At 67.1% G+C, this 15,965-nt stretch carries 20 protein-coding genes; 8 read left to right on the top strand and 12 right to left on the bottom strand.

The features are described from left to right. The first annotated feature begins 52 nt into the window (after positions 1-52). The 3 genes from NDI76_RS03760 to ftsZ all read left to right on the top strand — a co-directional run bounded on the left by NDI76_RS03760 (position 53) and on the right by ftsZ (position 2,262). Positions 53-661 (top strand): double zinc ribbon domain-containing protein, encoded by a 609-nt coding sequence (locus tag NDI76_RS03760; RefSeq protein WP_310922677.1) that lies wholly within the window; start codon positions 53-55, stop codon positions 659-661. Between the two features lie 209 nt (positions 662-870). Next, positions 871-1,050, top strand: coding sequence for a ribbon-helix-helix domain-containing protein (locus tag NDI76_RS03755; protein ID WP_049916951.1), 180 nt, complete (start codon positions 871-873; stop codon positions 1,048-1,050). A gap of 3 nt (positions 1,051-1,053) precedes the next feature. Further along, on the top strand, positions 1,054-2,262 hold the full coding sequence (ftsZ, locus tag NDI76_RS03750; RefSeq protein ID WP_310922676.1) for a cell division protein FtsZ: 1,209 nt from the start codon (positions 1,054-1,056) through the stop codon (positions 2,260-2,262). Positions 2,263-2,381: 119 nt separating this feature from the next. Here the strand turns inward: ftsZ and ncsA are convergent, their stop codons facing one another. After that, on the bottom strand, positions 2,382-3,347 hold the full coding sequence (gene ncsA, locus NDI76_RS03745) for a tRNA 2-thiolation protein NcsA (RefSeq protein WP_310922675.1): 966 nt from the start codon (positions 3,345-3,347) through the stop codon (positions 2,382-2,384). Positions 3,348-3,464: 117 nt separating this feature from the next. Between ncsA and NDI76_RS03740 the strand changes: the two genes are divergently transcribed. After that, on the top strand, positions 3,465-4,109 hold the full coding sequence (locus NDI76_RS03740; protein ID WP_310922674.1) for a DUF7095 family protein: 645 nt from the start codon (positions 3,465-3,467) through the stop codon (positions 4,107-4,109). Between the two features lie 12 nt (positions 4,110-4,121). On the opposite strand, the gene NDI76_RS03735 is transcribed toward NDI76_RS03740, so the two are convergent. Continuing rightward, positions 4,122-4,286, bottom strand: coding sequence for a DUF8143 family protein (locus NDI76_RS03735; RefSeq protein ID WP_310922673.1), 165 nt, complete (start codon positions 4,284-4,286; stop codon positions 4,122-4,124). A 127-nt stretch (positions 4,287-4,413) separates the two neighbouring features. On the opposite strand from NDI76_RS03735, the gene NDI76_RS03730 reads away from it, so the two are divergent. After that, complete coding sequence (locus NDI76_RS03730) at positions 4,414-4,638, top strand: zinc ribbon domain-containing protein (RefSeq protein ID WP_425498318.1); 225 nt, start codon at positions 4,414-4,416, stop codon at positions 4,636-4,638. A gap of 34 nt (positions 4,639-4,672) precedes the next feature. On the opposite strand, the gene NDI76_RS03725 is transcribed toward NDI76_RS03730, so the two are convergent. The 3 genes from NDI76_RS03725 to NDI76_RS03715 form a co-directional block, all read right to left on the bottom strand. Then, positions 4,673-5,476 (bottom strand): class I SAM-dependent methyltransferase, encoded by an 804-nt coding sequence (locus NDI76_RS03725; protein WP_310922672.1) that lies wholly within the window; start codon positions 5,474-5,476, stop codon positions 4,673-4,675. Between the two features lie 56 nt (positions 5,477-5,532). Further along, the gene (locus NDI76_RS03720; RefSeq protein WP_310922671.1) at positions 5,533-6,969 is read right to left on the bottom strand and encodes an endonuclease/exonuclease/phosphatase family protein; all 1,437 of its coding nucleotides are present in this window, start codon (positions 6,967-6,969) and stop codon (positions 5,533-5,535) included. Between the two features lie 93 nt (positions 6,970-7,062). Then, positions 7,063-7,935, bottom strand: coding sequence for a deoxyribonuclease IV (locus NDI76_RS03715; RefSeq protein WP_310922669.1), 873 nt, complete (start codon positions 7,933-7,935; stop codon positions 7,063-7,065). A 119-nt stretch (positions 7,936-8,054) separates the two neighbouring features. Between NDI76_RS03715 and NDI76_RS03710 the strand changes: the two genes are divergently transcribed. Beyond that, on the top strand, positions 8,055-8,585 hold the full coding sequence (locus tag NDI76_RS03710; protein WP_310922668.1) for a redoxin domain-containing protein: 531 nt from the start codon (positions 8,055-8,057) through the stop codon (positions 8,583-8,585). A 2-nt stretch (positions 8,586-8,587) separates the two neighbouring features. On the opposite strand, the gene NDI76_RS03705 is transcribed toward NDI76_RS03710, so the two are convergent. Further along, positions 8,588-9,442 (bottom strand): lipoate--protein ligase family protein, encoded by an 855-nt coding sequence (locus tag NDI76_RS03705; RefSeq protein ID WP_310922667.1) that lies wholly within the window; start codon positions 9,440-9,442, stop codon positions 8,588-8,590. A gap of 66 nt (positions 9,443-9,508) precedes the next feature. Beyond that, positions 9,509-9,868 carry a hypothetical protein gene (locus NDI76_RS03700; RefSeq protein ID WP_310922666.1) on the bottom strand — a complete coding sequence of 120 codons (360 nt, stop codon included), beginning with the start codon at positions 9,866-9,868 and terminating at the stop codon, positions 9,509-9,511. Positions 9,869-10,053: 185 nt separating this feature from the next. Here NDI76_RS03700 and NDI76_RS03695 point away from each other — a divergent pair, with 185 nt between their 5' ends. Further along, a complete protein-coding gene (locus tag NDI76_RS03695) occupies positions 10,054-10,539 on the top strand; it encodes a DUF4112 domain-containing protein (protein ID WP_310922665.1) in 486 nt (161 codons plus the stop codon). 353 nt (positions 10,540-10,892) lie between these two features. Then, on the top strand, positions 10,893-11,804 hold the full coding sequence (locus tag NDI76_RS03690; protein ID WP_310922664.1) for a serine/threonine-protein kinase RIO2: 912 nt from the start codon (positions 10,893-10,895) through the stop codon (positions 11,802-11,804). A 399-nt stretch (positions 11,805-12,203) separates the two neighbouring features. Here the strand turns inward: NDI76_RS03690 and NDI76_RS03685 are convergent, their stop codons facing one another. From NDI76_RS03685 to NDI76_RS03665, 5 genes are all read right to left on the bottom strand, one after another. Further along, entirely contained in the window at positions 12,204-12,878 is a 675-nt protein-coding gene (locus NDI76_RS03685) for an ABC transporter permease (RefSeq protein WP_310922663.1), read from the bottom strand. Beyond that, on the bottom strand, positions 12,875-13,867 hold the full coding sequence (locus NDI76_RS03680) for an ABC transporter ATP-binding protein (RefSeq protein WP_310922662.1): 993 nt from the start codon (positions 13,865-13,867) through the stop codon (positions 12,875-12,877). The genes NDI76_RS03685 and NDI76_RS03680 overlap by 4 nt, the downstream gene beginning before the upstream one ends. Continuing rightward, positions 13,864-14,574, bottom strand: a complete 711-nt coding sequence (locus NDI76_RS03675; protein ID WP_310922661.1) for an ABC transporter permease — start codon at positions 14,572-14,574, stop codon at positions 13,864-13,866. The genes NDI76_RS03680 and NDI76_RS03675 overlap by 4 nt, the downstream gene beginning before the upstream one ends. 1 nt (position 14,575) lies before the next feature. Then, entirely contained in the window at positions 14,576-15,514 is a 939-nt protein-coding gene (locus tag NDI76_RS03670; RefSeq protein ID WP_310922660.1) for a glycine betaine ABC transporter substrate-binding protein, read from the bottom strand. 282 nt (positions 15,515-15,796) lie between these two features. Then, positions 15,797-15,964 carry a zinc-binding dehydrogenase gene (locus tag NDI76_RS03665; protein ID WP_310922659.1) on the bottom strand — a complete coding sequence of 56 codons (168 nt, stop codon included), beginning with the start codon at positions 15,962-15,964 and terminating at the stop codon, positions 15,797-15,799. Position 15,965: the final 1 nt, after the last annotated feature.

Genomic DNA, 15,965 nt, shown 5'->3' with positions numbered 1-15,965 from the left:
AACGTCCGACGTGTGGGAAGATTAAAATAGAGCCGTGAGAATGAGTACCCCGATGAGTAAGATAACGTTCCGCGCCGACGAGGAACTCGTCGAGCGTATGGAGGGTCTCGACACCTCCAAGAGCGAGGCGATGCGCGACGCGCTTCGCCTCTACCTCGACGGCGCGGAGCGTTCGACGGAGTCGAAGTCGGAAACAAGGGGAGACGGTGCGCCGTCGGACGCCGAGTCCGCCGTCGACGACGCGCTTCGCGCCCGCGTCGACGAACTGGTCAGAGAGCGCGTCGACGCGGTGCTGACCGAACGACTCGCGACCGGGCAGATGTCCGCCCCCGGCCGAGCGCAGGACGTAAACGTCAACATCAGCGTCGACGGGGCAGCCGCCGAAACGCCCGCAAACGCGTCCGAGAGTTCGTCTCGCGGCGAGGTGGCCGAGCGTAAGACACCGGGAGCGGACCCGTCTCCCGCGGCCGGCGCGCACGAGAAGTCGTGCGAGAAGTGCGGCGAGGGACTGGACGCCGACGACGTGTACTGTGCGAACTGCGGCGAGAAGGCGACGCACCGCGTGTTCTGCGAGTGTGGCGACGAGGTGCGTTCGGACTGGGCGTTCTGTCCGGGGTGCGGTCGTCGGACGTCCGCGGCGGACGTACTCGACCGTAGCTGACCTTCTTCCGGGCGTATACGGGATAATCGCGAATAGTGTCTTACACACGTCCGTTACATTTATATCATACCGGTCTGTGGTAACTGTCGCGTAAGACGGTTGTCTTACACGGCCGGTCGGACGGACGGAGGTCGCTCCTGTCCGTCGGTTTCGGTGTGTAAGACGCTCGCACGAGACGTGCGCGCCGTCTTACCGGGGGAATGCATAAAATGGAGCGTGTGACACTACGAATTCCGAAGCAGCAGATCGAAGAAGTCGAACGCATGGTCGAGACCGGGGAGTTCCCGAACCGGTCCGAGGCGATCCGATCCGCCGTGCGTGAGATGTTGAACGAACAACAAGTCGAGAACCGGGAATCCTCGACCAAACGCGGCTGGGCCAAGGTGTAGACGATGCAGGATATCGTCAGAGAGGCCATGGAGCGCGACGAGGCGGAGAAACAGGAGGCCGCGGACCGGTCGGACGACGACGAGTTCGGAAACCCCCGAATCGTCATCGTCGGCTGCGGCGGTGCCGGCAACAACACCGTCAATCGCCTCTACAACATCGGCGTCGACGGCGCCGAAACGGTGGCCATCAACACCGACAAACAGCACCTGAAGATGATAGAGGCCGACACGAAGATTCTGGTCGGCAAATCCCTCACGCAGGGGCTGGGCGCCGGCGGCGACCCCTCGATGGGCGAACGCGCCACGGAGATGGCGCAGGGCACCATCAAGGAAGTGCTCGGTAACGCGGACCTCGTGTTCGTCACGGCCGGCATGGGCGGCGGCACCGGTACCGGCGCCGCGCCCGTCGTCTCGAAGATAGCCAAAGAACAGGGCGCAATCGTCGTCGGCATGGTCTCGACCCCGTTCAACGTCGAACGCGCGCGGACGGTCAAAGCCGAGGAAGGGCTGGAGAAACTCCGCAACGAGGCGGACTCTATCATCGTCCTCGACAACAACCGCCTGCTCGACTACGTGCCCAACCTTCCCATCGGGAAGGCGTTCTCCGTGATGGACCAAATCATCGCGGAGACGGTCAAGGGCATCTCCGAGACCATCACCCAACCCTCGCTCATCAACCTCGACTACGCCGACATGTCGACTATCATGAATCAGGGCGGCGTCGCGGTGATGCTCGTCGGCGAGACTCAAGACAAGAACAAGACCCAAGAGGTGGTGAACGACGCGATGAACCACCCGCTTCTCGACGTGGACTACCGCGGGGCCTCGGGTGGCCTCGTCCACATCACGGGCGGTCCCGACCTGACGCTGAAAGAGGCCGAGGGCATCGCGAACAACATCACCGAACGGCTGGAAGCCTCCGCGAACGTCATCTGGGGCGCTCGCATCCAGGACGAGTACAAGGGGAAAGTCCGCGTCATGGCCATCATGACGGGCGTCCAGTCCGCGCAGGTGCTCGGACCGTCGACGCAGAAGCAGGCGGACAAATCCCGCCAGAGTATCGAAGGCGGTTCGCAGTTCGACGCGAGCGACGACGGACGCGCACAGTCGCAGTCCCAACAGCAAAGTCGCTCTTCGGTCAACGGGTCGTGGCAGTCGGACGGCGGCCGCGACCAGTCGGAACGCAAGAACGGTCTCGACGTCATCCGGTAGACGGGAGGCCCGCACGGGCGGTTTCCGCTCGTCGCACCCCGATTCTCACGTTTTCTCTTCGACTCCGAGCCGTCGCCGTCGCTCACGTTTCGAAGCGACGGTCGGACCGACCGGTCGGCTCAGACGGCGCGAACCGACTCCAGCAGTCGGCACTTCCGGCAGACGTCCCGCGCCGTCGTCGACCCGCAGCGCTCGCACTCGCCGAGGTCCGCCTCCCCGTCGCCGCGGTAGCGGTCGGCGGCCATCTCCGCTATCTCCTCGTATCCGGACATGATAGAGTGCCGGGTGCCGGGGTGGCGGTCCTCCAAGTCGAGCATGAGTTCCTGAATCTCCCCGCGGAACGCCTCGGAGGCGTGCGGGCACTCGGTGATGTGCGCGGGGAGGTCCTTCAGGTGGGCGTAGAGGGCGACCTCTTTTTCGGGGATGTCTCGGAGCGGTTTCGCCCGGGGGACGAACTCCTCGGTCGGGTTCCGCTCCTCGAACGGGCCGAGACTGGCGTCAAAGTGCTTCGCCATCTGCTTGACGTTCCCTTCGAGGACGTTCATCAGCGCCGTCTCCGCCTCGTCGTCGAGGTTGTGTCCCGTGAGCATCTTGTCCGCGCCGAACTCCGCGGCGTAGTTCTCCAAGAGGTCCCGGCGGAAGACGCCGCAGTACGCGCAGGGGGCCATGTTCTCGGGGTCCTCCTCGGCCACGTCGTCCATGCGGACGCCGAACTCCTCCTCGTAGGTGACGAGTTCGTGGCGCATCTCGATGTCCTCGGCGAGTTCGACGCAGGCGTCGACGCTCTCGTCGCGGTAGCCCTCGATGCCCTCGTGGATGGTCAGCGCCGTCATCTCGATGCGGGGGTCCTTCCCAAAGGTCTCGTCGAGGATGTGGGTGAGCACGACGCTGTCCTTCCCGCCGGAGAGGCCGATGACCCAGTGGTTGGGGTCCTCGGGCGTCGCGTCGCGCGGGACCAGACTGTCCTTCCGAATCCGGCCGCGGACGCGTTTCTCCACCGAGGCGCAGAAGTGGTTCTCGCAGAGGTGGGCCCCCGAGTACCCCGCGTGCATCACCGCGTCCCGGCCGCACTTGTCGCACTCCATCACCGCACGGTAACCCGCCGGCACGAATACGGGTTTCGCTGTCCGGCCGGAACGGAGCGGAGGGAGAAGAGAGGAGAGCGTCGAAACCCGTTTGTCTCCCGGCGTCCGACACCGGGTATGGAACGCGCCCGCGCCGTCGACCGAGTGGAGACCGTCCTCGACGCCGTCGAGTCCGACCCGATGCCCGTCCCCATCCGCGAGGTGTGGGTGTACGGCGACGTCGCCCTCGGCCTCGACCCGGTGGACCGACTCGACGTGTACGTCACGAAGGACCTCCTGATGCGCAGCGACACCGAGGCCGGCGAGGCGTTCGAGCGCTCGCACGGCGTGAAGGGCGTCGGCAAGAGCGTCTCCGCCGAGTGGGCCGAGGCGTACCCAGAGCACCTTCGCGCGAACAGCAACGGGTACGCCGCCCCGGAGAAGTGCTTGGCCGCCCACCTCCTCCCCGAGGACGAACCCGTCCACCTCGAAGTCTGCAACGCCTCCTTCGACGACAACGTCACCCAGCGACTGAAAGGTGCGATGGCGCGCGACGCCTACGAGCAGATTCTCGACCCGCGCGGCGTCTGCCTGTACGCCGAGGGGCGGCGTTCGGAATCGGCGCTGGAGAAACTCCGGGAGGGGGACCTCGTCTTCCCGACGCTGTCGGAGGCGCTGACGATGCTCGGGATGGACGACGCGACGGCCGAGACGGCCGCCGACGCCGTCCGCGAGTACCGCGCCTCGCAGACGGGCGCGACGGTTCGCGGCGACGTGGTGTGAGGCGGGTCGAGATTACCACCGGTCGCGCCGCGACTCCTCTTTCGCTCTTCGCTCGGCGTCCGCGCGGTCCATCGTCTCCGACTGGTCCGTCTCGCGGTCGATGAGCAGGTAGAGAGCTATCGGGACGCCTATCGCGAGGAGGACGAACAGGACGAAGAACAGCGACGTTGCGGGCATACTCTCTCGTCGGACCGACGCGACCCTATTCGTTACCCCGCGAGCGTCGCTGCTGTCGCGACTGTCACGATGCGAACGCGATTATCCCACCAAGCTACAGGCCGCGACCCGGTCAGTATCGAACGCAATGAGCCACGACGCACACGACGCGCGCGACGGCGACCGCGGGTGCCCCAAATGTGGCGGCACCGAGACGGAGATGGACAGCATCGCGACCAGCGGCACCGGCCTCTCGAAGTTCTTCGACGTCCAGAACCGGACGTTCACGGTCGTCACCTGTACGAACTGCGGCTACTCGGAGCTGTATCGAAAACGGTCCAGCGGCAACCTCGTCGACCTGTTCTTGGGCTGAGCGTCGGCGGGTCCCGTTCCCATCGACGACGCTCTCAGTCGGGAACGCGACCGACCACCACGTCGAACGGGACGACCTCCGCCCGGTGGTACCGCTCCTCGCGCATCTGTTCGACCACCGACCGGCCCATCTCGCGCCAGTCGCGGCGGAGGGCGTCGTACTCCGCGTCCGACAGCGTCCGACGGAGTTCGGTCTCGTGGGCGGCCAGTCCCGCGCCGTTGGCCTTTCGCGCGGCGTCCTCCAAGTCGAGTTCGTCGTACGGCGGTTCGGTCACCTTCCGGTGGAAGTGCCGGCGCGTCCGCACGTCGCGGAGGCCGGCGGCCTCGAAGACGTCGGGCAGTCGGTCGCCGAGGGCGACGTCCGTCCGCACGCCCTCCATGTAGGACTCCCGGACCGAGCGTTCGAGGGCGACTTCCGCGGAGACGGTCGACTCCACGCCGACCGCCGCGTTGTCGGGTTCGACGGCGGCGACGAGGTCCGAGGAGACGCGGGCGAAGGAGTCGAGCGCCTCCGCCGGGTCGGGGAGGTTCACGAGAAGCGCCTGACACACCGCGAGGTCGAACGCGTCGTCGACGAACGGGAGGCGAGTCGCATCTCCCGCGACGGTGGGCAGGCCCGTCTCCCGACGCGCGACGCCGAGAAGGTCGGTGTCGGCGTCGAGACAGACCACCTCGCCGGGCGTCTCCGCGTCAAGCACGCGGGAGAGTTCGCCGGTGCCGCATCCGACGTCGAGCACACGCGTCCGGTCGGCCAACGAGAGGTCCGCGAGGGCCTCGCGGGACTCCGCCCACATGCCGTCGCGCGTCCGCCGGAGGTACTCGGGGGAGAACTTCCGCACGGTCGGCGTTGCCCGCCGAACGGCAAAAGCGGTCCGGGTCGCGGCCGTCCGTCTATTCACTCCCGACGGTCGCTCCGCCGTCGCACGAGTTCGGCCGCACCGCCGAGGACGCCGGCGAGACCCGCGAGCGGACCGAATCCGGGCGCGTCGGTCGCCGTCGTCGGTCCGTCCGTTCCCGCGGACCCGTCGTCGCCGCCCGCCCCGGTGTCCGTCGCCGCGTCCGCCGACTCGGTCGGCGGCGTGTCAGTTCCGGATTCGCCCTCGGTTTCGAGGGCGTCGGAGTCGTTCCCGGCCGCCGTCTCCGTTGTCTCCGTCGTCTCGTCCGCCGGCGCCGTCTGCGTTCCCATCCCCGCGGCCGCCGCTACTGTCCCCTCCGTCCGGAGCGACGCCACGACGCCCGCGTGGTCGGAGGGCCACAGGGTCCGCGACTCGCCGTCGACGGTCGCGGTCAGACGACTCTCGGCGTCGGCGCCGACCAACCGCGCGTCGGTCGGGGTCAGACCGCCTCCGACGAGAACGTGGTCGACACGCGTGTCCATCGACCCCGGTCCGTCCAGTGTCGACGCCCGACAGCAGGTGTCTCCGTCCCCGTCGCGGGCCGACGCCCACGCGTCGATTCGGCCCTCGGCGAGCGTCTCGTAGGCGCCGCCCTCGAACTCGGGGCCGTCGTTCAGGTCGCCGAGCAGTATCGCGGGGCCGTCGACCGATTCGAGGGCGGCGGCGAGTTCCTCGGCCTGAGCGCCGCGGACGCTCTCGGACGCCGACTCCAAGTGCGTGTTGACGACGGTCAGCGACTCGCCCCGAACCGTCGCGTCGACGACGCCGTACCCGCGGTCGACGCGGAACGTCCGGTCGTCGCCGAGGGGCACCGTCAGGGCCTTCTCGAACGTCGCGGGCGACGCCTCCGTCACCTCGACGTCGGCGCCGGCGCGGACGAGGACGGCGTCGCGGTCGGTGAGGCGCACGTCGATCTCGTCGCCGTCGACGAGGCCGGGGAACTCCGCGTCGGCGTTCGTCGTCACCCCCGCCACCTCGTACGGTTCGTCCTCGACTTCGAGGGCGGCGGTGAGGTCCGCGAGGAAGTCGAAGGCGACCGTCTCGGCGTCGGGGCCGCCCGCGCCGCCGTCGCCCGCGTCGTCGGTTCGGACGAGGGCGGCCTCCTGTACGCCGACCACGTCGGGCCGCGTCCGCGCGAGTTCACCCGCGATAGCCCGCATCCGGTCGGTCGGGGCGCTCCGCTCGATATCGGTATAGAGGTCGCCGACGGTGCGCGCGAGGCCCTGCATCGACTCGACGAGAAAGAGGGCGAACAGATTCGCGCCGAGACCGAGGTTGCGCGTGGCGACGGTGAGTTCAGTCGTCGCCGCGCCGTCGTCGTCCGCGCGGGCGGCGGCGGGAACGACGGCGTTCGGAACGGCGAGACCGAACCCGGTGGCCGCGCCGACGCGGAGGGCGGAGCGACGCGAGAAGGCGGGGTGGTCGCGGAAGGTCATCGTCGCGGAGTTGCGCCCTACCGAGTATCAATCTTCCTACCTGACAGCGAACAGAGAGGGGCAGTCGGGCGACGACAGCGCACCGCGAACTCGCTACTCGCCCTCGCGGAGTTCCTTCACGCGCGCGATGTTCCACGCGAACCCTTTGCCGTCCTCGGTGGGCGTCTCCAAGACGAGAGGGACGTCCGCGAGGTCCGGGTGGTTGATGAACGCGGACATTCCCTCCTCGCCGATAAGACCCTCGCCGATGAGGGCGTGTTCGTCCTTGTTCGTCCCGCACTCGTGTTTGGAGTCGTTCAGGTGGACGCACGCGAGGTGTTCGAGGCCGACCACGTCGTCGAGTTCCGCGACGGTGTCGTACACCCCCTCTTCGGTCGAGAGGTCGTAACCCGCGGCGAACGCGTGGGCCGTGTCGAGACACATATCGAGGTCCTGTTCGGACTCCCCGATGACGTAGGCGAGGTGCTCGAACTCGTCGCCCATCTTCGTTCCGCTCCCGGCGTCGGACTCGACGAGGACGGTGACGCCCTCGGGGATGTCGAGGTCGTCCAGCACCGAGACGGCGTTCTCCAGACCCTGCTCCTCGCCCGCGCCGGTGTGCGCGCCGAGGTGGACGTTCACGTACGGGATGTCGAGTCTCTCGGCCATGTCGACCTCCGTCTGCATCGATTCGAGCGATTTCCGACGGAGGTCGTCCTTCGGCGTACAGAGGTTCACGAGGTACGACGAGTGGATTACCCACGGACCGTCGAGTTTCTCCGCCGTTTCCGCTCGGAAGAGTTCCGCCTCCTCGTCGCTGATGTCGGGGTCCCGCCACACCTGCGGCGAGGTGGTGAATATCTGCCCGCAGTTGCCGCCGAAGGCGACCTGCCGGTGGACCGCGTTGGCGACGTTGCCGTGCGGCGGCGTCTCCTCGTCCGAGGAGACTTTCGAACTGGCCATCGAGACGTGTGCTCCGACGCGCATGGCAGACCGCAGGAGGGAGGGACGTATAGTGACTTCGGACGGCGGGCGCCGGACGCTTCTCGAACGTGGGTCCCACCTCCCGAGAAAGTATATACTCGGGTACTGTGTAGTCATCGTATATGTCAGAAGTCGGGCTCGCGGTGGGGGAGACGGTGCCGGACGTGGGCGGGCGACTCGTCCGGGCGGACGGAGAGACGACGGACGTTACGCTGTCGGCACTCGTCGCCGAGCGGCCGGTGCTGTTGAACTTCTACACGGCGGACTTCAGCCCCGACTGCGTCTCCGAGTGGTGCGAGTTCCGCGATTTCGATTGGTTCGCCACGGGCGACAGCGTGCAGGTGGTCGGCGCGAGCAAGTCCGGCGAGCGACTCCACCGCAAGTTCATCAGCCAGTTCGACCTCGGCTTCCCGCTATTCGCGGACACGCGACTCGAACTCGCCGACGCGTTCGGCGTGCGCTACCGGGCGTTCGGCGTCTCCCACCGCGCGCACCGCTCCTGTTTCCTCGTCGACGAGGACCTGACGGTCCGCTACAAGTGGGTCGGAGAACACTGGCTGGACCCGACGCGCGACACGCCGCCGGTCGGCGAGATTCACGACGCCGTCGTCCGCGAGTTGGGCGGGAACGACGTCGAGACGTTCGGGTTCTAGTTCTACCGCGACCGCTCACGCGGGTCGCGTCGAACCCACTCGTCGTCGGCGTACTTCTCCTCCGCGCGATTGCGCGCGCGAGCGAGTTCGTCGTCGGTCCACGCGCCCTCGGCGGCGTTGGCCCACTCGGCGAGGGCGGATTCGACGGCCGAGACGGCCTCCGCGCGGGAGGCGTCGGAGAACTCGTCGATGCCGCCCACTCGGTCCGCGAACGTCTCGGCGCTCACGTCGTGGCCGGCGAACACCGCGAGGTGCTCGGCCGCGCGGGCCGAGTAGGTCAGCGACCCGTGCTGGACGACCGAGTCGTTTCGCCGGTACTGCGCGTTGCCGCTCACCTTCTTCCCGCCGGCGACCACGTCGTGTGCGGGGTGGAGTTCGCGCAGGTAGCACGCCGGATGCCATATCTCCGGCACCGACTCCTCGACGAAGTCGGCGTCAACGCCGAGGCGGGAGAAGGCGTCGAGGACGGGCGCGCAGAGCAGGTGGTAGCTCTCCAGTAGGTCGCCCGGCAGTTCCGCCTTCGGCGCGATAATCGAGTAGGAGATGTCGCCGTCGAAGTCGTGGTAGATGCCGCCGCCGCCGGTCTGTCTGCGGGTGACGGTGACGCCCTCGCGTTCGCAGTGCTCCCAGTCGACCGTCTCGGGGTCCTGGTGGTAGCCCAGAGAGAGCGTGCTCGGCTCCCATCGGTAGACGCGAACCGTCCGCGGGCCGCCCGCGGCGGCCGTCTCGGCGGCGATTTCGTCCAGCGCCATCTGCATCGCGCCGTCTCTGGCCTCCTCGCGGATGAGTCGCCACTCGCGGTCGGCCAGCGGACCGCACGCCTCGTCGGAGTCGGGTCCGGCGTCGGGGTCGCTCATGTCGCGGGCTACGCGGGAGCCCCGGAAAGCGGTTTCGTCGGTCGCGGCTCCGCAGATACCGTCGGCTCAGGAGAGCAGTCGGGAGACGAGGAGGAAGAGACGCCGGAGGTTCTCCCCGAGCGTCTTCTGGCTCTCGCTGTAGAGGACGATGTCGTCCGTCTCGCCGAGGAGAATCTCGACGGACCGACCCCGGTCTTTCAGGTCGGCGAGTTTGACCGCCCGGACGCTGTCGAGGGGGACCACCACGTAGCGGAAGTCCTCCTCGGCGATGTCGGCGTTGCAGTGTTTCCCGTAGACGTGGAGGCTGTTCGTCGTCAGTCCGACTTCGTAGCCGATGTACTGCATCCCGCCGACGTTCGCCCCCGCGCGTTCCCCCTTCACTTTCGCCCGCAGCGCGTCGTCCGGTATCTCGATTCCGTCCACCATCGTTCCCTGATATTCTCGAACAGTGATAAGCATAGCTCCGTCGGGGCGACTTCGTCGAAAGGGTGCGTTCCGTTCGAATTACTCGCGCACCGTTCGAAGCGCCGGATACTCCGCCCGAACGGAGAGAAACGGTAGCGAGACGGTCCGCCACGGGGTTTTTCAGTGTTCGCGCCCTACGACTGTTCATGGAACGAGACGACTTCGCAGACGAGTTCGACGGCTACGACGGAGAGATTCCCGAGGGGGTAGACGAGGCGGCCGTCGAGCGGATGCGAACCGTCGCGCACGCCTTCGACGAGCTGATAGACGTACCCGGGACCAACACCAGCATCGGCCTCGACCCCATACTCGGCGTCGTCCCCGTCGTCGGCGACCTCGCCAGCGCGGCGTTCTCGCTGTACATCGTCGCGGAGTCGGCGCGCCTCGGCGTCTCGTACAAAACGCTCGTCGCCATGCTGGCGAACGTCGCCATCGACACCGCCGGCGGCGCGGTTCCGTACGTCGGCACGCTGTTCGACGCGGTCTGGAAGGCGAACCAGTGGAACTTCGAGATGGCGATGTCGGACCTGCAGGACCAGTTCGACTTCGACGACGACTTCGGCGGCGGCGGACTGGGCGACTTCCCCGAGGACGACGATAGCGACGACCCCGTCGTCATCGACGTGGAGTAAGGACCGGCGCGGGTCGATTGCAGAAATAGGGTCTGACAGACGGACGAAGACGCTTTTTCGGTGGCTGTGCGCCGGACGAAGCCGCGTCCAGCGGCGCAGACTGGATTCAGCAGGCCGAGCGAATCGCCTCGCTCACCTCGGCCGTCGTCCCCAACGTCGCCGCTACCGCCACCTCGACGGTCACGTACCCACTCAATCGATTAACCGCGAGACGGGCATCGCTCGAATAGGGGCCTCGTCGCCGCACTCCGCTGAAGCGAAGGGGACCGTTCGATTCTCCGATTCTGTATCGCACTATGTAGTTTACTGCGACGACTCGCGGCCCTTTTAGGCATCGCGGGCGTCGGTCGGGTATGGTGCGGAACGTCGCGGGTGTGATGGCGGAACTCGAAGCCGAGGACTTCTATCTCCTGTCGGGCGTCGAACAGGGGATGCGCTTCGGCGAGTGGGTGAACCGCGGCAAACTCCCCGAACTCTCGGGTCTGACGGCCGAGAACGTGGAGTACCGACTGAACCGCTGCATGCGCCGCGACCTGGTCGAACGCAAGACCATCCAGTACGAGGGGTACAAACTCGCCGTCGAGGGCTACGACGCTCTCGCGCTCCGAACGTTCTCGAAACGCGACACCATACAGGGCGTCGGCGCCCCCCTCGGCGTGGGCAAGGAGAGCGACGTGTTCGAGGTGCAGTCGTACAAACCGTTGGCGCTGAAGTTCCACCGTGAGGGGTACACGAACTTCCGCGAGGTGATGCGCGAACGCGAGTACACCTCCGAGAACCAGCACGTCTCGTGGCTCTACACCGCTCGAAAGGCCGCCGAACGGGAGTACGAGGTGCTCGAAGACCTTTATCCGGACGTCGCGGTGCCGCGGCCTATCGATCAGAACCGCCACGCCATCGTGATGGACAAACTCGCGGGTATCGAACTCGACCGGGCGAAACTGGAGTCCGAGCAGGTGGTCGGCGTCCTCGACCTCGTGGTCGACGAAGTCGCCGGCGCCTACGAGGCGGGGTACGTCCACGCCGACATGAGCGAGTACAACGTCGCCGTCGGCGAGGAGGGAGTGACGGTCTTCGACTGGCCGCAGGCGGTCGCCACCGAACACGACAACGCGCGCGAACTGCTCGAACGCGACGTGAAGAACCTCCTCGACTACTTCCGCCGCAAGTACCCCGCCGCGATGCCCGACGAGGTGGACTCCCCGGCGCTGTGCGACGCGGTGGCCGCGAACGAGTTCGAGACGCTTCGCGCGTTCGCCGAGTGAGGCCGTCTCTCGCCGGCCTGTTCGTGTCATCTTCCGTATCGGCTGTTCTCACCGTTCTACTGCTGGGTTCCGAGTTTCTGCCCGTTCAGCAGGAACGCCGACGTAAACCAGATACTGCGATACGAAATCCGGTTTCGCCGGGTTCGCCGCTTCGCCACTTCGGCTACTACCGAACGCTCGGCGGTGACCGTCGTGCCCGAGTCGAAGAAGTTCGCTCGCGTCCGCTGGCTCTCGGGACCGGACGGCTTCGTCGCGGTTCAGCCGTATGGCGTTCTGCCGTAATGACGGCCGAATCACGCGGCCGAAGCGCACTGCTCTTCGTCTTCGTCGAGTCGGAGAGAGAAGAGGACTCGGCCGGACGGGTGTTCCCGCCGTCGACTGCGAGTCGAAGTCGACCGGTTAGCTCGCCGCGGCCCGGCCGGCGCTCGCCTCGTCGCCGAGCCGTCGTTCCGCCAGCGCGAGGAGGCCGTCGAGGCTGACGGCGAGCAGCGCGCCGCTGACGGCTCCGGCGAGGAGCTGAGGGGTGTTGAACAGCTGAATCCCGCCGATGACCCAGACGCCGAGTCCGCCGCCGCCGATGAAGAACGCCAGGTAGGCGGTGCCGACGTTGAGCACCGTGCTGGTGCGGATGCCGGCGAAGATGACGGGCAGCGCGAGCGGCAGCCGAATCTTCCGCAGCACCGTCCACTCCGACATCCCCATCCCGCGGGCCGCCTCCACGGTGCCGTCGTCGACGTCTTCGAGGCCGACGATAGTGTTCGTCAGCACCGGCAGCAGCGCGTAGACGAACAGCCCGACCAGCGCGGGCAGAAAGCCCAGCCCTAACAGCGGGAACATGAGCGCGATGATGGCGAGCGTGGGGATGGTCTGGGCGACGTTGCCGACGGTCTCGACGACGCCCTTCGCCCGGTCGTTCCGCGTCGCGAGTATCCCGAGCGGAATCGCGACAGCCACCGCGAGCGCCTCGGAGACGAACACCAGCAGAAGGTGCTCGCGGAACAGTTCGAGAAAGCGGTCGGAGTTCGCGAGGAGGTAGGCCCACGTCTCCGCGAGCAGCCCGAAGAGTCCCGTCATGTGCCCTCCGACTGACGGATGGCCGACTCGGTGACGACGCCGACGACCGACGCGTCCTCGACGACGGGCAGCGCCTCGACGTCGGCCTGGATGCACCGCGAGAGCGCGACCTGGGCGCTATCGGTGGGCGACACCGGCACGATTTCGCCGCCGTCGGCCATCACGGCGTCGTCCCCGCGGAACGCGTCGACGACGTCGGCGTGCTCGTCGGGCACCTCGGGCTGCATGACCTCCTCGACGCGGAGCACGCGGAGCCGTTTGAGCGTCCGGTCGGGGCCGACGAACTCCTCGACGAACTTCGTCTTCGGTTCGTTCAGCAGCGCCGTCGGCGTGTCGTACTGGACGAGTTGGCCCTCCCGCAGGATGGCGATCCGGTCGCCCATCTTCAGCGCCTCGTTGATGTCGTGGGTGACGAAGATGATGGTCGTCTCTATCTCCCGCTGGATGTCGATGAACTCGTCCTGCAGTTCCTCGCGGGTGATCGGGTCGAGCGCGCCGAACGGCTCGTCCATCAGCATGACGTCGGGGCCGGCCGCGAGCGCCCGGGCGACGCCGACGCGCTGCTGTTGGCCGCCCGAGAGCTCCGAGGGGTGTCGGTCCCGGTACTCCGCGGGCGGGAGCCCCATCAGGTCGAGCAGTTCGTCCACCCGCTCGTCGGTTCGTTCCTCGTCCCAACCCTTCAGTTCGGGCACGGTGGCGACGTTCTCTCCGACGGTCATGTGGTCGAACAGCCCGATGTCCTGGATGACGTAGCCGATCTGTCGGCGAAGCTCGGTCGCTTCGAGTTCGCTCACGTCCGTGCCGTCGTAGTAGACGGTGCCGTCGGTCGGCTCCTCCAGGCGGTTGACGAGCTTCATCGTCGTCGTCTTCCCGCACCCGGAGGGGCCGACGAGGACGGTCGTCGTCCCCTCCTCGACCTCGAAGTCGAGCCCGCGGACCGCGTGGGTTCCGTCGCTGTACCGCTTGTGGACGTCGTCGAATCTGATCATGTGAGTCGTGCGTGAACCGCAGTGAGTGACCGAGTTACGAGCGCTTCGTCGACTTCTTCGCCGTTGCGGAGTCGGAGCCACTGCTCTAGCACCCCGAACGCGTAGTCGAACGCGAGCGCGAGCACCGAGAGGACGACCGTGGTGACGACGATCATCGCCGTGTCGCCGGCGCTGATGCCGTAGAAGATGAAGTCGCCGAGGCCGCCGGCCCCGATGAACGCGCCGATGGCGGCGAGGCCGACGAGGATGACGACCGCGTTTCTGATTCCGGCCATCACCACAGGTAGCGCCACCGGGAGTCGGACGCGTCGGAGGCGTTCGAGCCGGCTCATCCCGAGGCCCGTTCCGGCCTCGATGGCCGCGTCGTCGGCCCGGGTGAGCCCGATGTAGGTGTTCCGGATGACCGGCAACTGCGCGTAGGCGACCAACGCGGCGATGGTCGGCGGGTTGCCGATACCGAGGACCGGGACGAGGACGCCGAAGAAGGCGATGGCGGGAATCGTCATCAGCACCCCCGCGACCCAGAGGACGACCGTCGCGGCCCGCTCGTAGTAGCTGATGAGCGTGCCGAGCGAGACGGCGACCGGGAGCGCGATAGCGAGCGTCCAGAGGGTGATGGCGACGTGCTCGTACGACAGTCGAGCGAGTCGACCGGCGTTCTCCGCGGCGAACGAGAGGAGTTCGCCGAGGAACGAGAGGGCGCTCATCTCAGATCAGCCCCTCCGATTGGAGATACTCGCGCGCGACGGTCTGTGGGTCCCGTCCCTGTAACGAGACGAGTCCGTTGAGCCGCATGATGGTCTCGGTGTCGAGCGTCGGCCCGATGGCGTTCAGCGGTTCGCGCATCTCCGGCATCGCCTCCAGCGCCTCGCCGTTCACCAGCGGCGCGGGGTTGTAGATGGGGAAGAACCGCTCGTCGTCTTCGAGCGTCTTCAGCCCGTACTGTCGGATTTTCGGGTTCGTGCTGAACCCCATGCCGACCTCGGCGCCGCCCTCGCCGACGATCTGGTAGGTGAGCGACGACCCGACGTTGCGGACGTTCAGGTTCCCGCGCATCTTCTCGAAGCCGTAGTGTTTCGCCAGTCCCGGCCAGCCGTCCGCTCGCTGTTGGAACTCGGGACCCATCACGACCGTGAAGTCGGTGTTGCCCTCGCTGACGTAGCGCGCGAAGTCGCTCATCGTCTGCACGCCCGTTCGCTCGACCCACGCGGGGTCCGCGATGAGGACGTACGTGTTGTTGAACGGCGCCCGGTTCAGATACTGGAGGTCGTACACGCGCTCGAACTCCTGTTTCACCGCCTGATACAGTTCCTCGGCGTCGGGGATGACGCGGTCGTGTTTCGGGGGTATCGTCGCCCACGCGCCGCCCGAGTACAGCCAGTACAGCGTCACCTCGCCGTTCTTGACGGCGCGGAAGTTCATGGTGACGCCGCCGAGTCCCGTCTCGTCCAGAGCGGTGAGGTCGGTGTTCTCGCGCAGCGATTCCAGCGCCATGTAGCCGAGGATGATGTCCTCGGTGAAGCGCATCGAACTCACCTTCACCGTGTTCGTCGCCTCGATACCGAGCACGCTCGTGCAACCGGCCGTCGCAGCGATTCCGGCGGCCGCACCACCGCGCTTCAGAAAGGCGCGTCGTGTCCTGGTCACTGTTGTATCTCCGTCCGGTGTCCGAATCTCCCGCAGTCGTCCGAGTCGGTGGCACCGACGGCGCCGTCTCCCGCGCCGTTTCAAAGATGCACTCTAATAATCAGGTTCATCTATGAAAAAAACTATGGCTGTTAGTACAACGTCCCCTCGCTCAGGGGTGCACTGACCGGGCAGTGCGGTCGGTGAGAGTGCGGTCTCGCGGCTCGGAGTCCGCCGCGTCGTCGGCGGAACCCCCGACCCTAGATGGGTCGCACGCGGCGGCACTGCGGTCGGCGCGGCCGCTCAGTCGATACCGACGGCGACTTTTCCCCGATGCTCGCCGCGGTCGACGTACCGGTAGGCCTCGCGGGCGTCCTCGAAGTCGAAGACCCGGTCGACGACCGGTTCCATTCCGGTCGCGTTCACGGCGTCGAGCATCCGGTCGAACATGGCTCGACTCCCGACGCCCATC

It is taken from the genome of Halogeometricum sp. S1BR25-6 (genome assembly GCF_031624495.1).
GTDB lineage: Archaea > Halobacteriota > Halobacteria > Halobacteriales > Haloferacaceae > Halogeometricum > Halogeometricum salsisoli.
Note: the sequence above shows the minus strand (reverse complement) of the source record. Positions and strands in the feature narration are given on the sequence as shown.

Excerpts from the sequence above, each read along its gene's own strand:
- NDI76_RS03760 (WP_310922677.1), top strand. The coding sequence starts at position 53 with ATGAGTAAGATAACGTTCCGCGCCGACGAGGAACTCGTCGAGCGTATG.
- NDI76_RS03755 (WP_049916951.1), top strand. The coding sequence starts at position 871 with ATGGAGCGTGTGACACTACGAATTCCGAAGCAGCAGATCGAAGAAGTC.
- ftsZ (WP_310922676.1), top strand. The coding sequence starts at position 1,054 with ATGCAGGATATCGTCAGAGAGGCCATGGAGCGCGACGAGGCGGAGAAA.
- ncsA (WP_310922675.1), bottom strand. The coding sequence starts at position 3,347 with ATGGAGTGCGACAAGTGCGGCCGGGACGCGGTGATGCACGCGGGGTAC.
- NDI76_RS03740 (WP_310922674.1), top strand. The coding sequence starts at position 3,465 with ATGGAACGCGCCCGCGCCGTCGACCGAGTGGAGACCGTCCTCGACGCC.
- NDI76_RS03735 (WP_310922673.1), bottom strand. The coding sequence starts at position 4,286 with ATGCCCGCAACGTCGCTGTTCTTCGTCCTGTTCGTCCTCCTCGCGATA.
- NDI76_RS03730 (WP_425498318.1), top strand. The coding sequence starts at position 4,414 with ATGAGCCACGACGCACACGACGCGCGCGACGGCGACCGCGGGTGCCCC.
- NDI76_RS03720 (WP_310922671.1), bottom strand. The coding sequence starts at position 6,969 with ATGACCTTCCGCGACCACCCCGCCTTCTCGCGTCGCTCCGCCCTCCGC.
- NDI76_RS03715 (WP_310922669.1), bottom strand. The coding sequence starts at position 7,935 with ATGCGCGTCGGAGCACACGTCTCGATGGCCAGTTCGAAAGTCTCCTCG.
- NDI76_RS03710 (WP_310922668.1), top strand. The coding sequence starts at position 8,055 with ATGTCAGAAGTCGGGCTCGCGGTGGGGGAGACGGTGCCGGACGTGGGC.
- NDI76_RS03705 (WP_310922667.1), bottom strand. The coding sequence starts at position 9,442 with ATGAGCGACCCCGACGCCGGACCCGACTCCGACGAGGCGTGCGGTCCG.
- NDI76_RS03700 (WP_310922666.1), bottom strand. The coding sequence starts at position 9,868 with ATGGTGGACGGAATCGAGATACCGGACGACGCGCTGCGGGCGAAAGTG.
- NDI76_RS03695 (WP_310922665.1), top strand. The coding sequence starts at position 10,054 with ATGGAACGAGACGACTTCGCAGACGAGTTCGACGGCTACGACGGAGAG.
- NDI76_RS03690 (WP_310922664.1), top strand. The coding sequence starts at position 10,893 with ATGGTGCGGAACGTCGCGGGTGTGATGGCGGAACTCGAAGCCGAGGAC.
- NDI76_RS03685 (WP_310922663.1), bottom strand. The coding sequence starts at position 12,878 with ATGACGGGACTCTTCGGGCTGCTCGCGGAGACGTGGGCCTACCTCCTC.
- NDI76_RS03680 (WP_310922662.1), bottom strand. The coding sequence starts at position 13,867 with ATGATCAGATTCGACGACGTCCACAAGCGGTACAGCGACGGAACCCAC.
- NDI76_RS03675 (WP_310922661.1), bottom strand. The coding sequence starts at position 14,574 with ATGAGCGCCCTCTCGTTCCTCGGCGAACTCCTCTCGTTCGCCGCGGAG.
- NDI76_RS03665 (WP_310922659.1), bottom strand. The coding sequence starts at position 15,964 with ATGGGCGTCGGGAGTCGAGCCATGTTCGACCGGATGCTCGACGCCGTG.